The organism is Bacillus cereus group sp. Bc031, assembly GCF_027716265.1.
In the GTDB taxonomy this organism is placed as follows: Bacteria; Bacillota; Bacilli; order Bacillales; family Bacillaceae_G; genus Bacillus_A; species Bacillus_A paranthracis.
Map to the genome: position 1 here is coordinate 13326 of NZ_JAQFUL010000009.1, position 21149 is coordinate 34474.

Below are 21149 nucleotides of genomic sequence, written 5' to 3' on the forward strand. Positions count from 1 at the left end.
GAATGACAAAATAGGCAAAGATAATCTTTCACCTATTTTGTCTATATAGCAGCACAACGTAATTTCAATCCATTACTTCAATGCAATTGGCTGTTGCTGTGTAACACAATGAATCATACCGCCATTTTTATAAAGCTCTCTCACATCAATACCAACTACTTTACGATCTGGGTATAATTTTTGAATCGTATCGTTTGCGATTTTATCATTTGGATCATTATAATTTGGCACCAATACCACTGTATTCCCAATATAATAATTGATATATGACCCTTTATAATCGAGAGTTTTTCCATTTTCTAATACAACTTTTTCTTTACTAAGCGGTAAGTATTCATACTTATATTTCTTTCCTGCAGCATTTTTTGCATCTAATAATGTATCCATATCTTTATTTGATAAACCCCATTCGGCTAGGTCATCTTCTTTCATCGTTACAATGGTAGATTTATTATGGAATTTAGCAAATCCATCAATATGAAAGTCCGTAATATCTAAATTCGGCACTCCATCTAACCAAATAAAGTTTGATACCCCAAGGTCACTTATATATTTTTCAATTTCCTTTTCTGATAAATCAGGATTTCTATTTTTATTCGTTACCGCACTTCGAGTTAATAAAGCAGTCCCATTGCTATCTAATTCAATTGCGCCTCCTTCAAGGACAAATTTCCCCCAATCAATTCTTTCAATCCCTGCTTGTTTACTCACATTTTCACGTATACGAGCATCATTTTTGTACGGCGTTTTCTTTCCCCACCCATTAAATGCTGGATCTAATATTTTTAAATTTTTATTATTGTCATAAACAAAAATCGGTCCACTATCTCGTGCCCATACATCATCAGTAGGAGCGATAAAGAAATCAATTTTATCCATATTCAGTCCTATATCTATTAAAAGTTTATTGATTCGCTCTTTCTCCTCCTCATCGTATGCAACAATATGGACTTTTTCTCCCTCAGTTAAAGCACTTGCCATCTTAACCCAAATCGGTTCAACTTCCTGCTTATACTCTTCACCATATGTGTATTCATGAGGCCATTGTAGCCATGTACCTTCATGTTTATCTTTTTCATCTGGCATCGTATATTTCCCGACGGTTTTCTGTACCTCTACTTTTTCATTCCCTTTCCCTTTAGCATTTTCATTGTTCCCCTCAAAAGAGCATCCACTAATAATCGTTGTAGATAATGTAGCCATTAAGCAAAACTTTACTATTTTTTTCATTTTGTAAACCTCCTGTTCTTGTCTCCAATAATGTAAAGCTTCACATAGTGTTAAGCTCAAGCTTTTTTATCGATGTAAAATTTACCAATTAATCTTCCGCATAAATTCATTACGAATAGATAAAATTCACACAGTAACTTTCCTATATTTAACATCCATATCATTTAACTTCCTATACAAAATTATTCTAATATCACCCTTTCATCATTACTTCTTCAGTAAACTGAACATCCCCAAACAAAAAAATCGGTATTGATAATTACATATCAATACCGATTTTTAAATTATTATTTTCCTTCTATTAAATCACTCGCCATTTTCCTAAACTCTTGATTAAATGTATCATTCATACCATTTTGGACGTTAGAGAATAATATGACAAACGTTTTTTTATCCCAGTTAAAATTATTAAAAGTATTCCAACCCGCTAATACGCCGTGGTTATGATAATAATCTGGATACGTATAGAAACTAAATCCATATCTTCTTGCAGGTGATGCAGTAAACATATCTAATACACTTTGTTTAGATAACAGCTTTCCATCCATTATTGCCTCATCTAATCTTTTCATATCTTCAACAGTTGTATACATTTCACCACACCCATACAACCAGTTCATTTTTAAGCGGGGGGCAGCTATTAATTCATTATCTTTTCTCGTATAACCTTCTGCTAAAAAAATATCTTCTGGGAGAGTCGCCCCCATTCCAGATTCATACATGCCAGCAGAAGTAAAAATATTTTCTTTCACGTATTCAGCGAGCGGTTTATTCGTAATTTTTTCTACAATATATGCAAGCACCATATAATTATAGTCTGTATATTTCCAGCCTGTCCCTGCAGGAAATTGCAATTTTAGCGCTCCAATCCACGTTACTAACTTTAAACGTGACCCTGCATCCACCCTACCTTGTCCTTGATCTGGCAAGCCAGATGTGTGTGTTAATAGATTTCGTAACGTAATGTTTTTATCTGCTGGAAACGATGGGATATACTTATTTACATTGTCTTCAATATTTAATTTCCCTTTTTCTTTTAGCTGCATAATAGATATTGCAACGACCGTTTTCGTAATAGAACCAATACGATATTTCGTTCTTGGCGTTGTTACTACTTTATCTTTCACATTCGCATATCCATAACCTTTTCGTAAAATCACATGATCTTTACTAGCTACAAGAACGCTCCCATTAAATCCTTTATCTTTTAAATATTGATCTAGTTTTCCAGCTACAGCTTCATAGCGTTTTTTCTCAGTTGCATCAACTTCTTGCATATCGTCCTTTTGCTTACTATTTAAATTAGAAAATGCCTTTATATCATATTTCTTACCTTTATTTGCATGTATTAGTGCAACGACACTCCCACAAAAAATAGCAAAAACAAAGAAAACGATTAACCATTTCTTTAGCATAATAGGAACCCTCTTTTATATAGTTTCACTTAACGCGCATCCATTCTATTCTATATCTATTAATTTTTAAATTTTTTATAATACTACCTATTATTCACCTAAATGAACTAGATTCCTTTTTCTCATATTCAGTTTTCGGCTACTCTCTATTGTATTTCTTTCTCGCAAAATTTCCACCATACAATCGGATGCACCCTACTATAATTTCAACATCTTATGTAACATTTGTTACACAAGATAAGAAACGGAGTTGTTAAGATGAAAAACACAGATAAAAACAATCGTTTAGATGATATGACGTTTCATTATCCTACAATAAAATATAGTTATAATTTAATATTAAGTAAAATAGATTATAACTTTAAAAGGAAATGATACTAAAAATTTTCAAACAAAATAAATCATGTAAATAACGATAAAGAAAAACAAATCATTATAGCTAAAATTACAGGCAATGAACTTCATTGAAAATGAATCTCATTTATACTTTGATTATACAACAAATAAAAAAAGAAATGTCGCTCACTCGGCATTTCTTTATATTTTCTTCATAAAAAATTTACATTGCTAACTTTCTTTTATTTTCTTGTTTTTTCTATATAAACTGACTGCCGAGATACTTAACAATACTACTATACATAACCACGCATACGCATACCCTTTCTCATCCACAATATAACCAAATAAAACAGGTGCAACAATAATAGCAATTTGATTTAATGTAAGTGCTACACTCACTGTTATTCCTACAGATTCTTCACTTGCCAATTCAGCAACTTCGGCTATAAAAAGACTAAACCATCCAATTGAAAAGAATCCTAACAATGCACTTACACTATACAAGACTCCACTCATTATTATATGTATATTCATTACTAACAATAAAATCAAGCCGATAGAAGCGCAGACAGCTATAAATAAAGGTATACGCCGATTCCCCTTATACAACACATCACTAATAGCTGCTAATGCAATACGACCAATCATTCCAGAAAAGAACATAACCGAAAATACTGTTCCGGCTACAATAGATGTAATCGATTGTTCCCCTGCTAAAAATTTCATGAAGTGTCCAACTAACACCATTTGTAATGAAATCATGCAAATACCCGTTATATAAATTGGATACAACTCTTTTTTGCATATCACTACTTTTAGCTCCATCCAAAAGGAAATGTTATTATGTCCTTTCCTCGCTTCCTCCTGAACATATGGCTCTTTATAAAACACAAAAAATAATACTCCTCCCATTATACAAATGCATGCGATACTATTGATCGCGTAAGTCATATTATATTGTACTGTAAGAAACGGGATTAACACTCCCGCTAACGCGCCACCAATCGGTATACCCGCTTGCCTTATTCCCATCGCTAACCCACGATTTTCTTTTCGGAACCATTTTAAAATCACTTTACTTCCTCCTGGCTGGGAAACACTATAAAACATTCCTATTAATAAAAGTACAAATAATAACCCATTAAATCCACTTACTATATTAGTTAGTAAAAGCGAACTCCCTAGCAAAAATGAACTGATAGAAATTAATATTTTTTCATTATATTGATCAAGTAGCCGACCGACAAAAAGCATACAAAATAACGGTCCAACATTTACAACACTTACTAATAATCCACTCTCCGTATTCGTAAGTGCATATTCTTCTTTCCAAAATAAAGCGAAAACCCCGACACCATACGTTATAAGTGTCGCTGTTGTTTGAGCAATCGTCGCAACAATTAACATAACCCATTTATAAGTACTATTCACCCTTTCTTCAATCAACATAATAATCCCTCCCCCTTCCATTGTATGAAAGTTCTGATATCATATAAAATAAAGATTCATCATATAATCCATCAAAAAAATTGATACCTTTTCGGAGGGATGATACGTGGACATAAAAGATTTAACTGTATTTTACGAAGTCGCGAAGGAAAATAATATTTCTCACGCAGCGAAAAATTTGAACTATGTGCAATCAGGCGTAACGATGCGTATGAAACAACTAGAAAATGAATTAGGTGTTCCTTTATTTTACAGAAACGGAAAAGGTGTAACTTTAACTTCTAACGGTGAGATTTTATTAACGTACGCCAAACAAATTATCCACTTAATGGATCAATCTATAAAAGCGGTTCAAAGTAATGGAACTGATCCTAAAGGTACTTTAAAAATTGGGTGTACAGAATCTACAACTGCGGTAAGGCTTCCCTCTATATTAACGGCCTACTATGAGAGGTACCCAGAAGTCGAATTGATTTTGGAAACAAATACGACTGAACAACTAATTAAGCTTGTATTAGAGCGAAAACTAGACGGAGCGTTTATAGCTGGCTCTACTCAGCATAATAAACTCCATACAACTGTATTTCATGAAGAAGAATTGGTTCTCATTAGTAAAAAACCTTTATCCTCTCTTACAGGCATAGAAGATATGAATTTACTCGCTTTTAGTCACGGGTGCTATTATAGAAGTTTATTAGAAGACTGGCTTCAAGAAGAAGACATCTCGCCTAAACGAGTATTAGAATTCGGAACAATCGAAGCGATACTTGCATGTGTAAAATCAAATATAGGCGTAGCGATTATGATGAAATCAATTTTAAAGGGACATGAACATGACGTATCATTCAACCCTTTACCAAATAGCTTCAAAAAGGTTCCTACTACTTTCATTACTAGAAACGATATATTTCGCTCAGCTGCATTACAAAAATTTATGGAGATGACTCACAATGCATGAAAAGAAAATACGTGGGATGAAACGAAAAACAAACACTATGATTAAACGCATTGAGGAACATACAAAAATATTCCCATCTACTTTCTATAACGATGAATATTGGTATATGCCTTTACCAGTTTCTCAAGCTTTTATCGAGTCTCATAAAACACCTAGAAAAGTAAAACGATTATGTATACAAACCTTAATAGATCGAGTGAATCATTTAATAAAAATAAAACCGAATGATACACATACATATCGAGTTGTTACTATAATTTCTATAGAAAATTTATGGAGATCGCAAATTATCGTATTTAAAAACGATGACTACTTTCAAAATTTTTTCAATAGAAATAATGAATTTCAAACATGGATCCCTCTTTCAAATGAAATTAATTTTTGGGAAACATGGGGAATTTCAATTCGCCCTACTGCCCAACTGTTTCACTTTCAAGAAGTCATTTATGATGAAGATACAATCGATAAAAAAGAGATTTGGTTTATTGGAGAGTTATCTTAAAAGGGGTACTTTCAAATGAAAAGCTTCCCTTTTTCCACTTATTAAAATCGCTATATAATGAATTTGTCATTTTATTATATAGGAGGTTTTCAAATGGTAATACCTAAATATCCTGATGTCCCTACTCTTACGAAAAAACAAATCGATCAAATTACAGAAATCACTTTTCTAAAAGAAATAACACCACAAAAATGTGATGCAATATTCGTTTTCGGCGGTTCACACCCTGGCAATTGGCAAGCTCCTCTAGAAGCTTATCGACAAGGTTTAGGAAATAAAATTATCGTTACAGGTGGTACTAGTTTACATGGCATGAAACATCCGAGCTGGAATTACGGGGATTTGTCAGATGCAGAAGTAATTGTAAATAAATTACTTGAACATGGCGTACCAAAAGATGCTATCCTATTCGAGAAAAACTCCCTCCATTCTATCGCTAATGTAATGGAAGCGAAAAAGATTTTTGATTTTACAAAGATTAATCAGCTACTATTTGTTTGCAAAAGTTTAGGCGCTGGTCGGCAATATCGAGTATTAAAAAAACATTTACCTAAAACTATTACTTGTATCCCATATACATTTGATACAAGTTTCGATGGTGAGTTTATCATTAATAGATATAATTGGATGGAAAATGAAAAAAGTCGCTCTATGATTTTTGGAGAATACTTGAGAAATGTTTGCTACGGTAGAAAGGGCGGCATTGAGCCACCTGAAAATGAGGTTGAAGGTTTAGAAGAATATGTATCCTATTACTATAATCTAGCATAATAAAAAAAGGTATACCAAAATGTCGGTATACCTTTTCTCCTATTTATTTTTCTTTTAACACACTATGTAATCGATCAGGATAATTTGTAAACATTCCTGTAGCACCCCATTTTATTAACAATCTCATATCTGGTTTCTCATTAATTGTATAAGGATGAATTAGCAGTCCATTATTTCTAGCTTTTTTCATATATGACTCATCAATAATTAATTCTCCGTTATCATTACGTAAGTTTGGTCCAATACCAACTGCATACTTTTTAATTTCTTGAAAATCTTCATTCGTTACATGTTTCGGTTCATGTGTAATAGCAGACCATTCAACAATCTCATTGTTTTCATTTGGATAATACCAAAGCAGTTGAACTAACGGAATATTTTCATTCATACTATGAATCTTTGTTAAACTATCTTTACTAAATGATTGAATCATCACACGGCTAGAAGACATGTTTTGACCTATTAAATTATATTTTTCTAATAAAGCTAATAATTTCTCTTCCATTCCTGGATACACATCTGGTGATTTTGTTTCAATGTAATACTTCATGCTTCTTCCGTACTTTTGGAAAATTTCTTCAAGAGTCGGAACTTTTTGACCAACGTACTCTTGCTTAGCCTTTTCTGGATACGCTTTATTGAACCACGATCCTGCATCTAAACTCTTTATTTCACTTAATGTTTTATCTCGTACTTCACCTGTACCATTTGTCGTGCGATCAACTGCCGTATCATGCATTGCAATCAACTGGCCGTCCTTAGTTAATTGAATATCTAACTCCAAATAATCCGCTTTCATTTTTTTCACTAAATCATAAGAAGCAAAAGTATGCTCAGGTGCATGTCCACTTGCTCCGCGATGTGCAATATTTAAAAACTTATTCTTATTCCACTCATGCTTTCCTTCTGCTTTCGCATGAACAGCTCCCCCAGCAAAGATACTTCCCGTCATAAAGAAGATAACTAAAACGCTAATAATTTTTCTCATCCTTCTAACCCTTCCTACGTTACAAATTTCAACAAGTTAATGAGATTTACACGAAATAGAAGATATACTTTCATCATTTTTATAAGTTTATATTAAAATTCCAATCTTACAAATATAATTCCCCTATGTTATTACTATACTATTTATTTTCCATATCCCCCCTATTCACATGTAACTTCCTATTGATTACATTTCATCAATAAAAAAAGCCATAAATTATTTAGAGGACACTTCTGTATCCTTAAATAAATTTATGGCTTATCTCAAATATCTCCGGCCTCGATTAACTTGTCGAAATTAATCATACCAAACCTATTAATATTTGTGAATATTATTTTTTCAGTAAAGTGAAGCATATAAAACAATATACTTCCATAGCTACTTAAAAACTACATAATAAATTACTCATTACCTTCTCCAGTATTACATCTGGATTTACCACTGCTTTTTCCGAACGCCATCCAATAAAGCCGTCTGGTCTAATTAATACAGTTCCTTCATTTCCTATCCCATATAATTCACGAAAAACATTTTCTTGAGCAATAAAATCTCCGCTTCCCCCTACTCGATATACATTAATATTTATCCCTAATTTAGATGAAACATCATACACAGCTTCAGCCCAAGAACTATTGTCTACTCCAGTAAGTAATACAAAATTGTTACCAAATAAGTCTAATATAGAAGCTTTTTTCCCTTTATACATTCCCCAAAAGTGTGGCGCTCGCGTTCCAGGTCTCCCGTTCAACTCTACGCTATCCATTCTATGTGGAATGACTGATTCATCTATTATTGCATCTGAACTATAATGATACCCAACAGTCACAGCTAAACCGTCCATATTATTCAGACTGCCTTCCTCTCTATTCGCAGCACGAAACAGTAAACTACTCGCATAATCTGTCGTTAATTTTGCAACAGGGTATCTCTCTTCGTGATATGTTTCTAACAATTTTGCTTTTGCCTTTCCTTTTAAAACAGCTGCTAATTTCCAAGCTAGATTGTGTGCATCTTGTATTCCTGTATTGGAACCAAACCCTCCTGTTGGGGGCATAATATGTGCAGAATCACCAACTAACAAAACGCGATTATCTTGAAATTTTGTAGCAGTACTTTCAGCCGCTTTCCACGGTAAAACACTTACTATCTCCGGCTCAACATTTGTGCTTCCAATTGCGGTTTGAATAATTTGTTTACAACGTTCTATAGTGAAATCTTCTGGTCTCTCTCCTTTTAATGGATCGTAGGATACATGGTAAATCCATCTTCTTTCGTTATCAACTGGAATAAGCGCACCAAGAACTTCAGGATGAAGTACCATAGTAAAACCAAATGCATCTCCTTGTATAAATTCACTTAAATCCGCTTCAAAATAAATATTCATATAATAACCACCAATTGTTCCACGACCCTCGGTACTAATCCCTAAGTGCTCACGTATTTTACTTTTTGCCCCATCTGCTGCAATTACATAGTCACAATGTATGACACTTTCTTTTTCTGTTTCACGATTTCGAATCGTTGCGATTACTCCTTGCTCATTTTGTTCATAAGAAACCAATTCATGATAAAAAGATAATTCTCCGCCTAATGTTCTCGCTTCTTGTAACATCATCTCTTCTAAAGTAATTTGATAACAAGCAGTTTGTTTTGATGGACTAATCTCTTTTACTTTTCGAAGTAATTTTTCATCGTTTCCATACTGAGTCACCCTCAATTGTGCGAATTCTTCCTGATTCGCCTCAGCTATTGTATGAACCGCTATTCTTCCGCGGCAATTTTCTAACGCTTTACCCGCTGATCTAATTCTTTGTTCTAAACCTAATTCTCGAAATAACTCCATCGTACGAAAAGTGATTCCACCTGCTTTCGGATGAATGGCAGTAGACGGATGCCTTTCAATAAGCAAGTATTCAATATTATGTTTTGCAAGGAATAACGCAGACGCTAATCCTGATAATCCCCCTCCAACAATTAAAACTGGTACATAATTCAATTCCATATACTTATCCTCCACGTCATTGTTCTGAGCTCAGTGACATAAATATAATCAAAAAAAAAACAAAGATATAGACTTATATTTCATTTTAAATTATCATATAGATAGATTACGCCCCAAATTACTTTTACTTTTTCATACATCTATAATCTGCTTGAATTCTGCATGTATGAAAGAGTAAAACGAAACAACTCACTTCAAAATAATAAAAACATGATAAGCGGTCGTAACCCTATAAATTATATAGGGTTACGACCGCTTAATTTTTTGTGCAATGACTTAACCATCCTCATCTGTAAACAACGTATTATTAAGCCTTTTCTATCTCCTACCATTTTCAACTCATAAAATTTCATTCGTCTCGATTTTCTTTCCCAATATTGCAGCTCATACAACAATCATGTAGCATTACCGTATCGAAGTAATGGTCCATCATCTTAAACCTTTCGACTCATTAGCAGGAGGTAAAGTAATTGAAATGAATAAACAAGAACAATTAAATGTTATAAAAAAAGATTTTATTGATTCTCAAAAAGTATTATTAGCAATTGGCGATGAAACACGTCAAGCTATTTTGTTAGTTCTCATGGAAACGGAATGTCAAACAGGATTACGTGTAGGTGAAATTACGAAACAAACACACCTTTCTCGACCAGCGGTATCACATCACCTTAGAATTTTACGAGAAGCCGGTATTATTTTAATGCGAAAAGAAGGTACAAAAAACTTTTATTATATTGATATACGTACAAAATTAAGTTTATTAAAAAATCTTGTATTAGATATCGAAAAGCTATTGCACAACTTTTATCCCACTTTAACGGGCAGTAAGACCCCCACCTCAGAATTCAGCGAAAGTAAAGAATTTAGATAGGGGATCAACTGCCCGTAAAAGTCCGATTGGTTCAACTAATAATCAGTGGGAGATGAAGAACCCCCACTGATTAAAGTTTCACTTTATTGAAATTTGGAGGTATAAGAAATGAAAGCGATGATAATTGATAAGTACGGAAAAGTCCCAATGCGTATGGCCGAGGTACCTATTCCTGAAATAAATGAGCATGAAGTGCTCGCAGAAATTCATGCAGCTAGTATTAACCCAATTGATTTTAAAATACGCGATGGAAAAGTAAAGGTGTTACTTAAATATGAAATGCCCCTAATCCTTGGGAATGACTTTGCTGGTGTCATCATAAAGGTTGGATCAAAAGTAACTCGTTTTAAAGTCGGCGATGAAATATATGCACGTCCAAGAAAAAATAAGATTGGTACTTTTGCGGAGTATATAGCCATTCATGAAGATGACATAGCTTTAAAACCGAAAAATTTAAGTTTTGAAGAAGCTGCTTCAATTCCACTTGTTGGCTTAACATCCTATCAAGCATTACATGACATTATGCAATTACAAAAAGATCAAAAGATTTTAATTCACGCTGGATCTGGTGGTGTTGGTACTTTCGCAATTCAGTTAGCAAAAATAATGGGCGCTACCGTTACAACAACTGCTAGTGAAGCTGGTTCCGATTTAGTAAAGTCTCTTGGAGCAGATCAAATTATTAATTACAAAACAGAAAAATTTGAAGAAATACTAAAAGATTATGATGCAGTATTTGATACCATTGGTGGTACAACACTTGAAAAATCATTCAATATTATAAAAAGCGGCGGCAACATTGTTTCCGTTTCAGGAATGCCAAACGCTCGTTTCGGTAAAGAATTTGGTTCTGGATTTTTTAAAACATTCTTATTTTCATTAGCAAGTAAAAAACTTACTGCACTTGAAAAAAAGCATAATGCTCAATATTCATTTTTATTTATGAAGCCAAGCGGAGATCAATTACGTACTATCGCAAACTATATTGAAGCCGGAAAAATCAAACCTGTAATCGATCGAGTTTTCCCTTTTGAAGATGCGCAAAAAGCAATGGAATATTCAGAGGCCGGAAAAGCAAAAGGAAAAATAATTGTAAAAATGAAATAATAATAAAGACTCCATTTTCTTCAAATGGAGTTTTTATATTTACTGTTAAATAGACATAGTGCAGTGAAGTCCTTACAATAGATTGCAAGGGGAAATATCATATTATACTTTTAGCTAATTTTACAAAGAATACATACGTACAAATACATAATAAAAAAAATAAACAAGGAGGAGATAAAATGACTAAAAATAATGAAGCTGGTTGGAATTTAGACCATAGTTATACGACTTTACCACAATCATTTTATACAGAAATCCCCCCTACTCCCGTAAGTTCACCGGAGTTAGTTAAGCTAAACCATTCACTTGCGATATCTCTTGGCTTTAATCCTGAAGAATTGAAGAAGGAAGCCGAAATCGCTATTTTCGCTGGTAATGCACTCCCAGAAGGAGCTCGTCCATTAGCACAAGCATATGCCGGTCATCAATTCGGACATTTTAATATGTTAGGCGACGGTCGTGCTCTTTTAATTGGTGAACAAATGACTCCTTCAGGTAAACGTTTTGACATTCAACTGAAAGGTTCTGGTCCTACTCCGTATTCACGCCGCGGTGATGGTCGTGCTGCACTCGGTCCAATGCTACGTGAATATATTATTAGCGAAGCAATGTATGCACTTGATATTCCAACTACCCGCAGTTTAGCAGTTGTCACAACAGGCGAACCAACATATCGTGAAACAAAGTTACCTGGAGCTATTTTAACTAGAGTAGCAAGCAGCCATATACGCGTCGGCACATTTCAATATGCTGCAGCTCGCGGTTCTATCGAGGATCTTCAATCACTAGCTGACTATACAATAAAAAGGCATTATCCAGAAATTGAAGATCATGAAAACCGATATACTGCATTGCTACAAGAGGTCATTAAAAGACAAGCAAGTCTTATCGCAAAATGGCAACTTGTTGGATTTATTCACGGCGTAATGAACACTGACAATATAACGATTAGCGGTGAAACGATTGATTACGGCCCTTGTGCATTTATGGACAATTACGACCAAGGAACTGTATTTAGCTCCATTGATACACAAGGTCGCTACGCATATGGAAATCAACCATATATGGCCGCATGGGATCTCGCGCGACTAGCTGAATCCTTAATACCAATCCTACACGAAGATGAAGAAGAAGCATTAAAGATTGCTCAAGACGAAATTTCAAAATTTAGCGTACAGTATGAAAACCAGTGGTTCCTTGGAATGAAAAAGAAATTAGGACTATTTAGCAACGAAGAACAAGATCAATCACTTATTGAGCAACTTTTAAAAATGATGGAGAAATTTAAAGCGGATTACACAAATACATTCCGTTCATTAACTCTTAATACGTTAGAAAATACCCCTCTATTCGATAGCCCTGAATTTAAAGAATGGTACAAACTGTGGCAATCTCGATTAGAAAAACAAGATGAATCGAAAGAAAATGCCTACGAAATGATGAAAAATAATAACCCATCAATCATCCCAAGAAACCATCGCGTAGAAGAAGCACTAGAAGCCGCTGTCACAAATGGCGACTATAGCGTAATGAAAAAACTTCTTGAAGCTCTAGCAAATCCTTATGCATATTCTACAGATCAAGAAGAATACTGCCTTCCACCTGCGCCTACGAATCGCCCTTATCGTACTTTTTGTGGGACTTGATTGTTTAATCTGTAAAAAGGTGTGTTCATATAAATTGTGTGAACGCACCCTTTTTTATATTTTCACCTCTCAACTAGAAATTTAAAATGCCCCCTCCCCCGACACCTTTTCTTTACTCCAAAACAAATTAATACTATTCCAATCGGCTTACTGAAAAGTTTGTTAAACAAATATTGAGAAATAAAAATCGCATTTCTAAATATTGTTATTTTTGATACTATATTTTATAAGAATATTCAAAAAGCGAGGGGATTTCATGAACGTTCAACTACAAGGTAATGAACAAATTACGAAATTATTTAATGATTGGTATAGAGTAATATTGAAACATCAAACTATTCAAGCAACAAAGATTAAAAATGATATTGAGGATAAAATCTCTAGTTCTGAAAAAGATACTAATCTACTATTGTATTATTCACTTTTTAATTTTAGATATGAAGTTTTAACGGATGGTTTAAATATTACTAAAGATGCTTTTAATAAAATTGATATTTATCCAGTACCCGAAAATAATTGTCTTGCTTATTATTATCACTTCTTTAAAGCCATTCATAGCACCATTCTTGCAGACTATAATGAAGCTAAAAATCACTTCGAGAAAGCTGAAAAACTTTTAAAATATGTACCTGAAGAATTAGAACTTGCTGAATTCAATTATCGTATCGCCTCTTTTTATTACCAAATATACAACCCATTATTAGCAATCAACTATATACAAAAAGCTAAAAAAGTTTTCTCTACACACTCAGGATATGAAGTTAATTTAGCTGCATGTGACAATGTTTTCGGGCTATCTTGTCTAGATTTAAGACAATATGAACAAGCTGAAGAAAGTTTTAACTCCGCTATCGATATTCTTAAAAAGAAAGGCGAAAAATCATTACTTTTACGTACAAGAAATAATATTGGTTTACTGTACGCAAATCAAAATCTTTCTTCTTTAGCAATTCGTCATCTATCCGAAGTTACTGAAAGTATGCCGAATCATTTTAAAGCTCTTTATCTGCAAGCAGATGAATATTTGAAATTAGGTGAAAAAGAATCTGCATCTCAATTTATTGAAAGAGGTTTATCCGTCTGTAACAAACTAGAAATTAAAGAATATCAATATCGATTTAAAATCTTAGACGAGCTTTGTAAAGAATCAAATACAATTGAAATAGAAAAAGTAGTTTTAGCAGGAGTTTCTTATTTCGAAACAGAAGAGTTATGGGAATGCATCGAAGAGTATACAGAAAGAATAGCAAATAAGTTTTATGCAGAAGAAAATCACTTCAAAGCAAGTAAATATTTTTATTTAAGCAATCAAGCACGTAAAAAATCATTAGCTAAAGGGGCGTTAAAATAATGAAAAAAATTGGTTTAGCACTATCGGCAGTAGCATTGACATTAATTTTGAGTTTTGGATTTAGTCATAATTCCAAAGATGTAGCCTTAAATAAAGGCGATACATGGTCTCCAGCATACGGGCTTAAACAAGCATAACAAAAATTCGTGCTAATTATTAGCACGAATTTTTAATTTATATAAATTAAACGCACATATCCTTTATATAATCGTTAATCGTTAATCTTTCATCAACCCTGCAATCCCCCTACTCCCCTCACTACCAACTTTCTCAAGTTCCTCCACAACTAATTTCCGTCTCTCTACAGAATGATTTTGACTTAACTTCTCTTTTCCTTCTATTTTATTTATCTTTACTTTGAACCCAACTATCCCCTTACTTAATCCTCCCATATAATTCGGGTCTACATCATTAAGTGAGTAGGTGCTCTCCGGATCTTCATACTTATGTACTAACTCTTGAAGAGAGTCTATTAATTCCTGTTCATCTTCAACAATTTCTAATTCACCATATACATGCACTGCAACGTAATTCCATGTTGGTACTGCATTGTTTGTTTCATACCATGACGGAGAGATGTAACTATGTGGTCCTTGAAATATAGCTAGTACTTGCTGAGTCCCAATATCTTTCCACTGTTCATTCGGCTGTGCGAAGTGACCATGTAAAGTAAGGGTCTCCCTATTTAATAACAACGGTAAGTGCGATGCATATGGTTCCCCGTTATGTTGAGAAAATAATGTCGCAAAGCTATTTTGTTCCATTATCTCATACTTCATTTCTTCATCTTGTATTGCGAAATATTTTGGTATATACATAAGTTCCCTCTTTTCCGATCTTTTATTTCTCATTATATTTAAGTATCGTAGCATTCAACAGGGCCAGTTTGTATTTGTTTTATAATGGCAGCGTTCTATTTCAAAAGAATAGGCAGCATGTATTCCATGCCGTCTTACCTTCACTATAACCCGCTCTATTTTTCGATTCTCTTGCTAATTCTTTCTTTAAACGTCCATATTCAACAGCAACACCTTCATGTTCACGAAGATAATCCCGAAACGCTATATGTCTTCTTAGCTCTTCACTTTCTTTATCACACACATACAAATGATGTTCCATCCAATCTGTACTTTCTCCGTCCCACGGAACGAAAGCGTCCTTTCTGCCAAACGCCTCTCTCCCTTTGTAGCTCCATTCTGCCTGATGATAGTATCCTATCGCTTCAAGCTTTGTTACTACTTTAGGAAAAAACCCATAATCTTCTATTATGATATCAATATCTAATATTGGTTTTGCTGCAAGTCCTTTAATAGATGTACTCCCAACATGTTCAATGGATAAAATACTGTCTTCCATTACATCGTTAATGAGAGTTTGTAACTTATTAAATTCACTTTCCCATTTGATGTTATACTCTTCGATAGTAATTCTCTGTTTCAAAGTATCCCTCTCCTCAAAAGCAACTATAACCTCTGAATATGAGTATCCTTAAAATCCGTCTCATATTTCAATCCATATCCAAACATTCGATCCATTCCAATATGTGCGGTCCATATTAAACCAATCATAATAACTATATCTATCTTAAAATAAGCACCTATGATAACAATTAATATCGATATGATATATGTGTGAAATAAATTATAAATGTTAGCCCCAACATGATTATTTATACCATACGCTAACATTGATAAATCCGGAGCTAAAAGGAACAGAAAAAATATTATCCAACTAAATTCATATAATGAATACGCATAAATCGCAGCTATGAAAACAACTAGCCCTTCAAAATGTACAATACGTTTTTGCATTCTTTATCATTCCTATTTTTCTATATTTACCGATAAAGTTTCATCACTGAAAGTATCCTTTGCATTTTTTGACCAGATGGTTGCTAAAATCGGTCCTGCAATGTTATGCCATACTGCTGCTAACACACTTGGGAGGGCGGCAGCTGGTCCAAAATGTGCTGTTGCTAGCGCAACACCTAAACCTGAATTTTGCATTCCTACTTCTATTGAAATAGCTCTTCTTGTCCCTTCGTCTAGTCTAAGTATGAATGCTGTTATATATCCGAGTAAAAAACCGAAAGCATTATGGAGCATAACGGCAATAAAGATAAGAAGGCCTGAAGAAGTAATACTACTTACATTCGCTGAAACAACTGCAGAAACAATAATGATAATTGCTACAACCGATATGAAAGGGATAACGGTCATTCCTTTCGTAACAGTTTTAGGGAATAACTTCTTCACTACTAATCCTAAAATAATAGGTATGATAATAACTTGTACGATAGAAAGAAACATAGACATAGGATTAACCGGCATCCATTGTCCTGCAAGTAATAATAAAATAAGAGGTGTAGCAATTGGTGCTAGTAACGTTGATAATGACGTCATTGCAATAGACAACGCTAAGTTCCCTTTTGCTAAATAAACCATAACATTTGATGCGGTGCCACCCGGTACTGAACCGAGCAACACTAATCCAGCTGCTAATTCGGCTGGCAGATTCATAACGTAGGCTAGTACGTATGCGACAAGTGGCATAATAATAAACTGAGCACATACACCGATAATAACTGGTAATGGTTTTGTAGCTATGATTTTGAAATCAACAGCCTTCAATGTTAATCCCATCCCAAACATGACAACCCCAAGTAAAATCGTTATGTAACTAGTTAACCCCAGAAATGGAGCAGGAATAAAATATGCAATAGCTGCAATACAAATAACCCAAAATGCAAAATACTTTCCAGCTATATTACTTATCGCCTCTAGTACTTTCACCCAATCAGCCCCTATCCTTTAATTGAAACACCTTATTCGGATTCAAAATATTTTGCGGGTCAAGAGCTCTCTTTATTTTTTCCATTACGAATAATGCCGCCCCATGTTCTTCTTCTTGATACTTCCTTTTTCCGACTCCGACGCCATGTTCTCCTGTACACGTTCCCCCTCGTTTAAGAGCATACAAAACGATACTTTCATTTATTTCATCTGCTTTTTCCACTTCTTCTTTATCGTTTGGATCAACCATTAAGAGCACGTGGAAATTCCCGTCTCCTACATGACCAAGAATACCACCAACAAGCCCAACCTTATCTAATGTATCTTTCGCATGTTGAATTGCCCCAGCCAATTCTGAAATTGGTACACATACGTCTGTACTCATAAGCTTTTTACCAGGATAGCTATGAACGTAAGCGTATGCTAGGTTATGCCGTGCATCCCATAATTTATTTCTCGCTGCAGTTTCCGTTTCAAAAGCAACTTCTTTACATTTATGATCAAAAACAATTTCTTTCGTAAACTCAACATCTTGCTTTAACCCTGCTTCATTACCGTGAAACTCTAAAAACAATGTAGGTTCTTCTCTGTAACTTGTTTCACTGTAATGATTGACTTGTTTCATAGATAGTTCATCAACGAGTTCAATTCTCGCAATCGGAATACCCGCTTGCAATATGTTAATAACAGCTTCTACTGCATCATTTATAGTTGGAAACGATGCTCTCGCGGCCATAACATGCTCTGGTATGCCGTATACTTTTAATGTTAACTCTGTAAAGCATCCAAGCGTACCTTCTGATCCTACGAAAACACCATTTAAATGGTAACCTGATGACGACTTCGCAGCTAAATTCCCAGTATGTATTACTTCCCCATCAGCAAGAACGACTTCTAAATCACGAACTTGATCACGCATTACTCCATACTTAACCGCTGTCGTTCCGCTTGCATTTGTAGCAGCCATTCCCCCTAACGTTGCATCTGCTCCTGGATCCACACTAAAAAACAATCCGTATTTCTTCAATTCTTTATTGAGCTGAGAACGAGTCACTCCTGGCTGTACTTTCACCAGAAAATCTTTCTCTCTTATTTCAAGAATTTTGTTCATTAATGAAAAATCAACCGTAATTCCTTTTTCATAAGGAATTACATGTCCTTCTAAACTAGAACCTACCCCAAACGGAACGACGGGTGTCCCGTGCTCACTCGCTATTTTCATTATCGTGCTAACCTCTTCGGTCGTTTTCGGAAAAACTACTACATCAGGTAAACTACTAGCATGATAAGATTCATCTTTACTATGTAACTCTCTTACTGTTGTATTGATTACTACTCGATCTTCGGGAAGTACACCCTTTAATTCATTTACTAAACGCTCTACCGTTATTTCCATCTTACACTCTCCTACTTTCTATAAATTTGAATTACAAAATATGTTAACTGTTTTATACATAATAATCCGAAAAATTAAATAATTCAAGTTTTACATATACGAAATTCATTTCTTACTTTCGAATAAAAAAAGAACTTGCAACAATTACTGCAAGTTCTTTTCTATAAAACTATATTTTAAATGACTTCTTTATTAACAACATAAACCAAATTAAAGTAAATGCCATCAGCGAATGAGAAAACCCAACAATATAAGTTAACCCTTTAAAGTCCGCTCCATTTAACTGAAGAAGACCTCTTGCTGCCAATGAACCTAACATTAATATTAATGCGATATTATGTACAACAAACCACTTATTAAAACTTTTCGCTTCATGAAACGCGAATACTTTTGCTAATCCTAAAGCAATTAAAAAGAAGAAAAAGCCGGGTACAAGTGTATGTGTATGTAAAAGGTTTAACAAAGTAGATCCTACAATCCCTTTATACTTTCCATACTCCCTAGCGAAAATCCCTGATAATAAACCGATAATCAAATACGTAAACGATGCATTATATAATTTCTTCATTATATACCTCCTTGAGTAGAATGTGTAGTGTGTCATATTTAGTAATAATGATAGTTATATAGTAAAAACTCCTAGTCACCTAGGAGTCATTGTATAAGCATCTCACTCTTTACAATCAATTCTAATTATAAAATATCCCTTTATGCAAAACAAACGAACTTTATGTGAACAATCCTGGATCTTATAAAATATGTTGCGATTTTGTATTACACAATCCATACTAATGATTATAAATGTTAAAGGTGGTGCAGTAGATTGTGATAGTTCTTGAAACGGAACGACTCGTTCTTCGCTGGTTTCATCTAAAAGATGCTCCATTTATTCTCGAGTTAGTAAACGATCCTGCATGGATTCAGTATATCGGTGATAAAAGGATTAAAAACTTAGAAGATGCAAAAAAATACATCTTAAACGGCCCCGTTGATATGTATAATAAAATGGGCTTCGGCCTTTACTTAGTAGAACGAAAAGAAGATCTCACTCCGCTCGGTATGTGTGGCCTTATTAAAAGAGATTCATTAGAAGATGTTGATATCGGCTTTGCCTTTTTAGAGAAATTCCGTTCGAAAGGATATGGCTACGAGTCAGCTTCTGCTGTAATCGAATACGGAGTACAAAAACTAGGTCTGAAACGAATTGTAGCCATTACTACTACTGATAACATCCAGTCAGGAAAGCTTTTAGAAAAAGTAGGATTGAAGTTCGAAGAGATCATTTCGAACTCAGGGGAAGATTTAAAATTATTCGGCTATAACGCGTAAAAAGATTTTGAAAGAAAAACCCTTGATTTATCTACGCTAAGCAGAAAATCAAGGGTTTTATTTATGTTCTAAGAGGCGTAATAATCCAATAGAATGCTCTTCAATATGTAAATCTGTTTCGTGATGTAGTAAACCATCAATGACATGAACGGCATCCCTAGCATTCGGATTAATCACTTTTGTATGAAAGCTAGAGAATTGATCACTCATAAAGCGATAAAGTGAAACTTTAATTAGTGGGGGTTTTCTTCATCTCCCACTGATTATTAGCCTTCACTAATCGGACTTTAATGGTAGCACCTTTACCTGTTCCGTACTGTGGATTTGCGTCTGCATGTAAAGATGAAACCTCCATTTGCATGCCCATCCCATCTGAAGACGAAGTGGTACCATCTCCCCAATAAGAAGCTAAATCTAGTTGGTGCTGGTAATTTACTAATGTTGCTTGTGCCTTATTCATTGAATCTTCACCACTCGTTTTTTATCGGACTTCTTTTTATACTTTTATTTTCTTTATGAGTTATTAGAAAAATAATTGTCTATATAAGTCTTTATTTTTTCAAAATCCTTTTCCATAAATAAGTTTGCTGGTACTTCAATTATTGGAAGATTATTTTCATTATCAAAAGGTGGACACGGTTTGGGAACTACCAAATAGTCAACTGAGTTTTTATCCCTAATATAATTAATCGAAACATCATAATACTCAGAAAAATATTCCTTCAAATCATCGTGATTCCTTAAAAATGGTAGAGAAAATATTGAACCATAATTTATACCAGCGTCGACAATTAATACAAAGCATATTTTTTTCATGATACACCCTCCTAGTATAATAAGTTTTAAGTTAATAACTGTTCCTTGAAAATTAAATAGTTTTTATCTTCAAGAGCTACATCAAAAAAATAATGTAAGGGTAAAATGTAGTCTTGGATACCAGGGGTTTCCCAAAATAATGGAAGTGCAGAAATGGATCCATCGGGAATATGCTTACTCCTCCTGT

General features: G+C 34.1%; 21 protein-coding genes and 2 pseudogenes. 10 read left to right on the plus strand and 13 right to left on the minus strand.

The features are described from left to right. Positions 1-72 precede the first annotated feature (72 nt). Together PDQ33_RS05570 and PDQ33_RS05575 are read right to left on the minus strand one after the other, a co-directional pair. The gene (locus PDQ33_RS05570; RefSeq protein WP_061131716.1) at positions 73-1230 is read right to left on the minus strand and encodes an agmatine deiminase family protein; all 1158 of its coding nucleotides are present in this window, start codon (positions 1228-1230) and stop codon (positions 73-75) included. A 287-nt stretch (positions 1231-1517) separates the two neighbouring features. Next, positions 1518-2645 carry a serine hydrolase domain-containing protein gene (locus tag PDQ33_RS05575; protein ID WP_061131715.1) on the minus strand — a complete coding sequence of 376 codons (1128 nt, stop codon included), beginning with the start codon at positions 2643-2645 and terminating at the stop codon, positions 1518-1520. Between the two features lie 258 nt (positions 2646-2903). Here PDQ33_RS05575 and PDQ33_RS05580 point away from each other — a divergent pair. Then, positions 2904-3113 (plus strand): annotated as a pseudogene (locus PDQ33_RS05580) (hypothetical protein). Positions 3114-3212: 99 nt separating this feature from the next. Here the strand turns inward: PDQ33_RS05580 and PDQ33_RS05585 are convergent. After that, positions 3213-4433 (minus strand): MFS transporter, encoded by a 1221-nt coding sequence (locus tag PDQ33_RS05585; protein WP_270755023.1) that lies wholly within the window; start codon positions 4431-4433, stop codon positions 3213-3215. 106 nt (positions 4434-4539) lie between these two features. Here PDQ33_RS05585 and PDQ33_RS05590 point away from each other — a divergent pair, with 106 nt between their 5' ends. From PDQ33_RS05590 to PDQ33_RS05600, 3 genes are all read left to right on the plus strand, one after another. Continuing rightward, positions 4540-5391 carry a LysR family transcriptional regulator gene (locus PDQ33_RS05590; protein WP_270755024.1) on the plus strand — a complete coding sequence of 284 codons (852 nt, stop codon included), beginning with the start codon at positions 4540-4542 and terminating at the stop codon, positions 5389-5391. Then, complete coding sequence (locus PDQ33_RS05595; protein WP_061131712.1) at positions 5384-5893, plus strand: DUF3916 domain-containing protein; 510 nt, start codon at positions 5384-5386, stop codon at positions 5891-5893. The genes PDQ33_RS05590 and PDQ33_RS05595 overlap by 8 nt, the downstream gene beginning before the upstream one ends. 93 nt (positions 5894-5986) lie before the next feature. Next, complete coding sequence (locus PDQ33_RS05600) at positions 5987-6664, plus strand: YdcF family protein (RefSeq protein WP_061131711.1); 678 nt, start codon at positions 5987-5989, stop codon at positions 6662-6664. A 43-nt stretch (positions 6665-6707) separates the two neighbouring features. Here PDQ33_RS05600 and PDQ33_RS05605 read toward each other — a convergent pair whose 3' ends face one another. Together PDQ33_RS05605 and PDQ33_RS05610 are read right to left on the minus strand one after the other, a co-directional pair. Next, positions 6708-7652 (minus strand): glycerophosphodiester phosphodiesterase, encoded by a 945-nt coding sequence (locus tag PDQ33_RS05605; RefSeq protein WP_061131710.1) that lies wholly within the window; start codon positions 7650-7652, stop codon positions 6708-6710. Positions 7653-8034: 382 nt separating this feature from the next. After that, entirely contained in the window at positions 8035-9654 is a 1620-nt protein-coding gene (locus PDQ33_RS05610) for an FAD-dependent oxidoreductase (protein WP_139339227.1), read from the minus strand. A gap of 475 nt (positions 9655-10129) precedes the next feature. Between PDQ33_RS05610 and PDQ33_RS05615 the strand changes: the two genes are divergently transcribed. The 5 genes from PDQ33_RS05615 to PDQ33_RS05635 all read left to right on the plus strand — a co-directional run bounded on the left by PDQ33_RS05615 (position 10130) and on the right by PDQ33_RS05635 (position 14766). Next, a complete protein-coding gene (locus PDQ33_RS05615; RefSeq protein WP_001041183.1) occupies positions 10130-10525 on the plus strand; it encodes an ArsR/SmtB family transcription factor in 396 nt (131 codons plus the stop codon). A 108-nt stretch (positions 10526-10633) separates the two neighbouring features. After that, positions 10634-11632 (plus strand): NADP-dependent oxidoreductase, encoded by a 999-nt coding sequence (locus tag PDQ33_RS05620; RefSeq protein WP_270755026.1) that lies wholly within the window; start codon positions 10634-10636, stop codon positions 11630-11632. A 179-nt stretch (positions 11633-11811) separates the two neighbouring features. Then, on the plus strand, positions 11812-13278 hold the full coding sequence (locus tag PDQ33_RS05625; RefSeq protein WP_270755027.1) for a protein adenylyltransferase SelO: 1467 nt from the start codon (positions 11812-11814) through the stop codon (positions 13276-13278). 256 nt (positions 13279-13534) lie between these two features. After that, entirely contained in the window at positions 13535-14629 is a 1095-nt protein-coding gene (locus PDQ33_RS05630) for a response regulator aspartate phosphatase (RefSeq protein ID WP_061131706.1), read from the plus strand. Next, positions 14629-14766, plus strand: coding sequence for a Phr family secreted Rap phosphatase inhibitor (locus PDQ33_RS05635; RefSeq protein ID WP_071741755.1), 138 nt, complete (start codon positions 14629-14631; stop codon positions 14764-14766). The genes PDQ33_RS05630 and PDQ33_RS05635 overlap by 1 nt, the downstream gene beginning before the upstream one ends. 81 nt (positions 14767-14847) lie before the next feature. On the opposite strand, the gene PDQ33_RS05640 is transcribed toward PDQ33_RS05635, so the two are convergent. The 6 genes from PDQ33_RS05640 to PDQ33_RS05665 all read right to left on the minus strand — a co-directional run bounded on the left by PDQ33_RS05640 (position 14848) and on the right by PDQ33_RS05665 (position 19385). Then, positions 14848-15447, minus strand: a complete 600-nt coding sequence (locus tag PDQ33_RS05640) for an FMN-binding negative transcriptional regulator (RefSeq protein ID WP_270755032.1) — start codon at positions 15445-15447, stop codon at positions 14848-14850. A 100-nt stretch (positions 15448-15547) separates the two neighbouring features. Continuing rightward, entirely contained in the window at positions 15548-16069 is a 522-nt protein-coding gene (locus tag PDQ33_RS05645; RefSeq protein WP_270755033.1) for a GrpB family protein, read from the minus strand. 23 nt (positions 16070-16092) lie between these two features. Then, positions 16093-16440 carry a DUF4260 domain-containing protein gene (locus PDQ33_RS05650; protein ID WP_001172036.1) on the minus strand — a complete coding sequence of 116 codons (348 nt, stop codon included), beginning with the start codon at positions 16438-16440 and terminating at the stop codon, positions 16093-16095. A gap of 12 nt (positions 16441-16452) precedes the next feature. Continuing rightward, the gene (locus PDQ33_RS05655) at positions 16453-17421 is read right to left on the minus strand and encodes a bile acid:sodium symporter family protein (protein ID WP_061131704.1); all 969 of its coding nucleotides are present in this window, start codon (positions 17419-17421) and stop codon (positions 16453-16455) included. Between the two features lie 4 nt (positions 17422-17425). Next, positions 17426-18817, minus strand: coding sequence for an FAD-binding oxidoreductase (locus tag PDQ33_RS05660; protein WP_061131703.1), 1392 nt, complete (start codon positions 18815-18817; stop codon positions 17426-17428). A 169-nt stretch (positions 18818-18986) separates the two neighbouring features. After that, on the minus strand, positions 18987-19385 hold the full coding sequence (locus tag PDQ33_RS05665; RefSeq protein ID WP_270755036.1) for a DUF2871 family protein: 399 nt from the start codon (positions 19383-19385) through the stop codon (positions 18987-18989). Positions 19386-19642: 257 nt separating this feature from the next. Between PDQ33_RS05665 and PDQ33_RS05670 the strand changes: the two genes are divergently transcribed. Beyond that, positions 19643-20146 carry a GNAT family N-acetyltransferase gene (locus tag PDQ33_RS05670; RefSeq protein ID WP_000636234.1) on the plus strand — a complete coding sequence of 168 codons (504 nt, stop codon included), beginning with the start codon at positions 19643-19645 and terminating at the stop codon, positions 20144-20146. A 93-nt stretch (positions 20147-20239) separates the two neighbouring features. Here the strand turns inward: PDQ33_RS05670 and PDQ33_RS05675 are convergent. Both PDQ33_RS05675 and PDQ33_RS05680 read right to left on the minus strand, forming a co-directional pair. Then, positions 20240-20615, minus strand: a pseudogene (locus PDQ33_RS05675) (Tn3 family transposase); the annotation flags it as partial. Positions 20616-20659: 44 nt separating this feature from the next. Then, positions 20660-20962, minus strand: a complete 303-nt coding sequence (locus PDQ33_RS05680; RefSeq protein WP_000717602.1) for a hypothetical protein — start codon at positions 20960-20962, stop codon at positions 20660-20662. Positions 20963-21149 lie beyond the last annotated feature (187 nt).

Coding starts and splice junctions, on each gene's coding strand:
- PDQ33_RS05620 (WP_270755026.1), top strand. CDS start 10,634: ATGAAAGCGATGATAATTGATAAGTACGGAAAAGTCCCAATGCGTATG.
- PDQ33_RS05605 (WP_061131710.1), bottom strand. CDS start 7,652: ATGAGAAAAATTATTAGCGTTTTAGTTATCTTCTTTATGACGGGAAGT.
- PDQ33_RS05680 (WP_000717602.1), bottom strand. CDS start 20,962: ATGAAAAAAATATGCTTTGTATTAATTGTCGACGCTGGTATAAATTAT.
- PDQ33_RS05610 (WP_139339227.1), bottom strand. CDS start 9,654: ATGGAATTGAATTATGTACCAGTTTTAATTGTTGGAGGGGGATTATCA.
- PDQ33_RS05600 (WP_061131711.1), top strand. CDS start 5,987: ATGGTAATACCTAAATATCCTGATGTCCCTACTCTTACGAAAAAACAA.
- PDQ33_RS05570 (WP_061131716.1), bottom strand. CDS start 1,230: ATGAAAAAAATAGTAAAGTTTTGCTTAATGGCTACATTATCTACAACG.
- PDQ33_RS05635 (WP_071741755.1), top strand. CDS start 14,629: ATGAAAAAAATTGGTTTAGCACTATCGGCAGTAGCATTGACATTAATT.
- PDQ33_RS05650 (WP_001172036.1), bottom strand. CDS start 16,440: ATGCAAAAACGTATTGTACATTTTGAAGGGCTAGTTGTTTTCATAGCT.
- PDQ33_RS05660 (WP_061131703.1), bottom strand. CDS start 18,817: ATGGAAATAACGGTAGAGCGTTTAGTAAATGAATTAAAGGGTGTACTT.
- PDQ33_RS05585 (WP_270755023.1), bottom strand. CDS start 4,433: ATGTTGATTGAAGAAAGGGTGAATAGTACTTATAAATGGGTTATGTTA.
- PDQ33_RS05575 (WP_061131715.1), bottom strand. CDS start 2,645: ATGCTAAAGAAATGGTTAATCGTTTTCTTTGTTTTTGCTATTTTTTGT.
- PDQ33_RS05595 (WP_061131712.1), top strand. CDS start 5,384: ATGCATGAAAAGAAAATACGTGGGATGAAACGAAAAACAAACACTATG.
- PDQ33_RS05640 (WP_270755032.1), bottom strand. CDS start 15,447: ATGTATATACCAAAATATTTCGCAATACAAGATGAAGAAATGAAGTAT.
- PDQ33_RS05665 (WP_270755036.1), bottom strand. CDS start 19,385: ATGAAGAAATTATATAATGCATCGTTTACGTATTTGATTATCGGTTTA.
- PDQ33_RS05625 (WP_270755027.1), top strand. CDS start 11,812: ATGACTAAAAATAATGAAGCTGGTTGGAATTTAGACCATAGTTATACG.
- PDQ33_RS05630 (WP_061131706.1), top strand. CDS start 13,535: ATGAACGTTCAACTACAAGGTAATGAACAAATTACGAAATTATTTAAT.
- PDQ33_RS05615 (WP_001041183.1), top strand. CDS start 10,130: ATGAATAAACAAGAACAATTAAATGTTATAAAAAAAGATTTTATTGAT.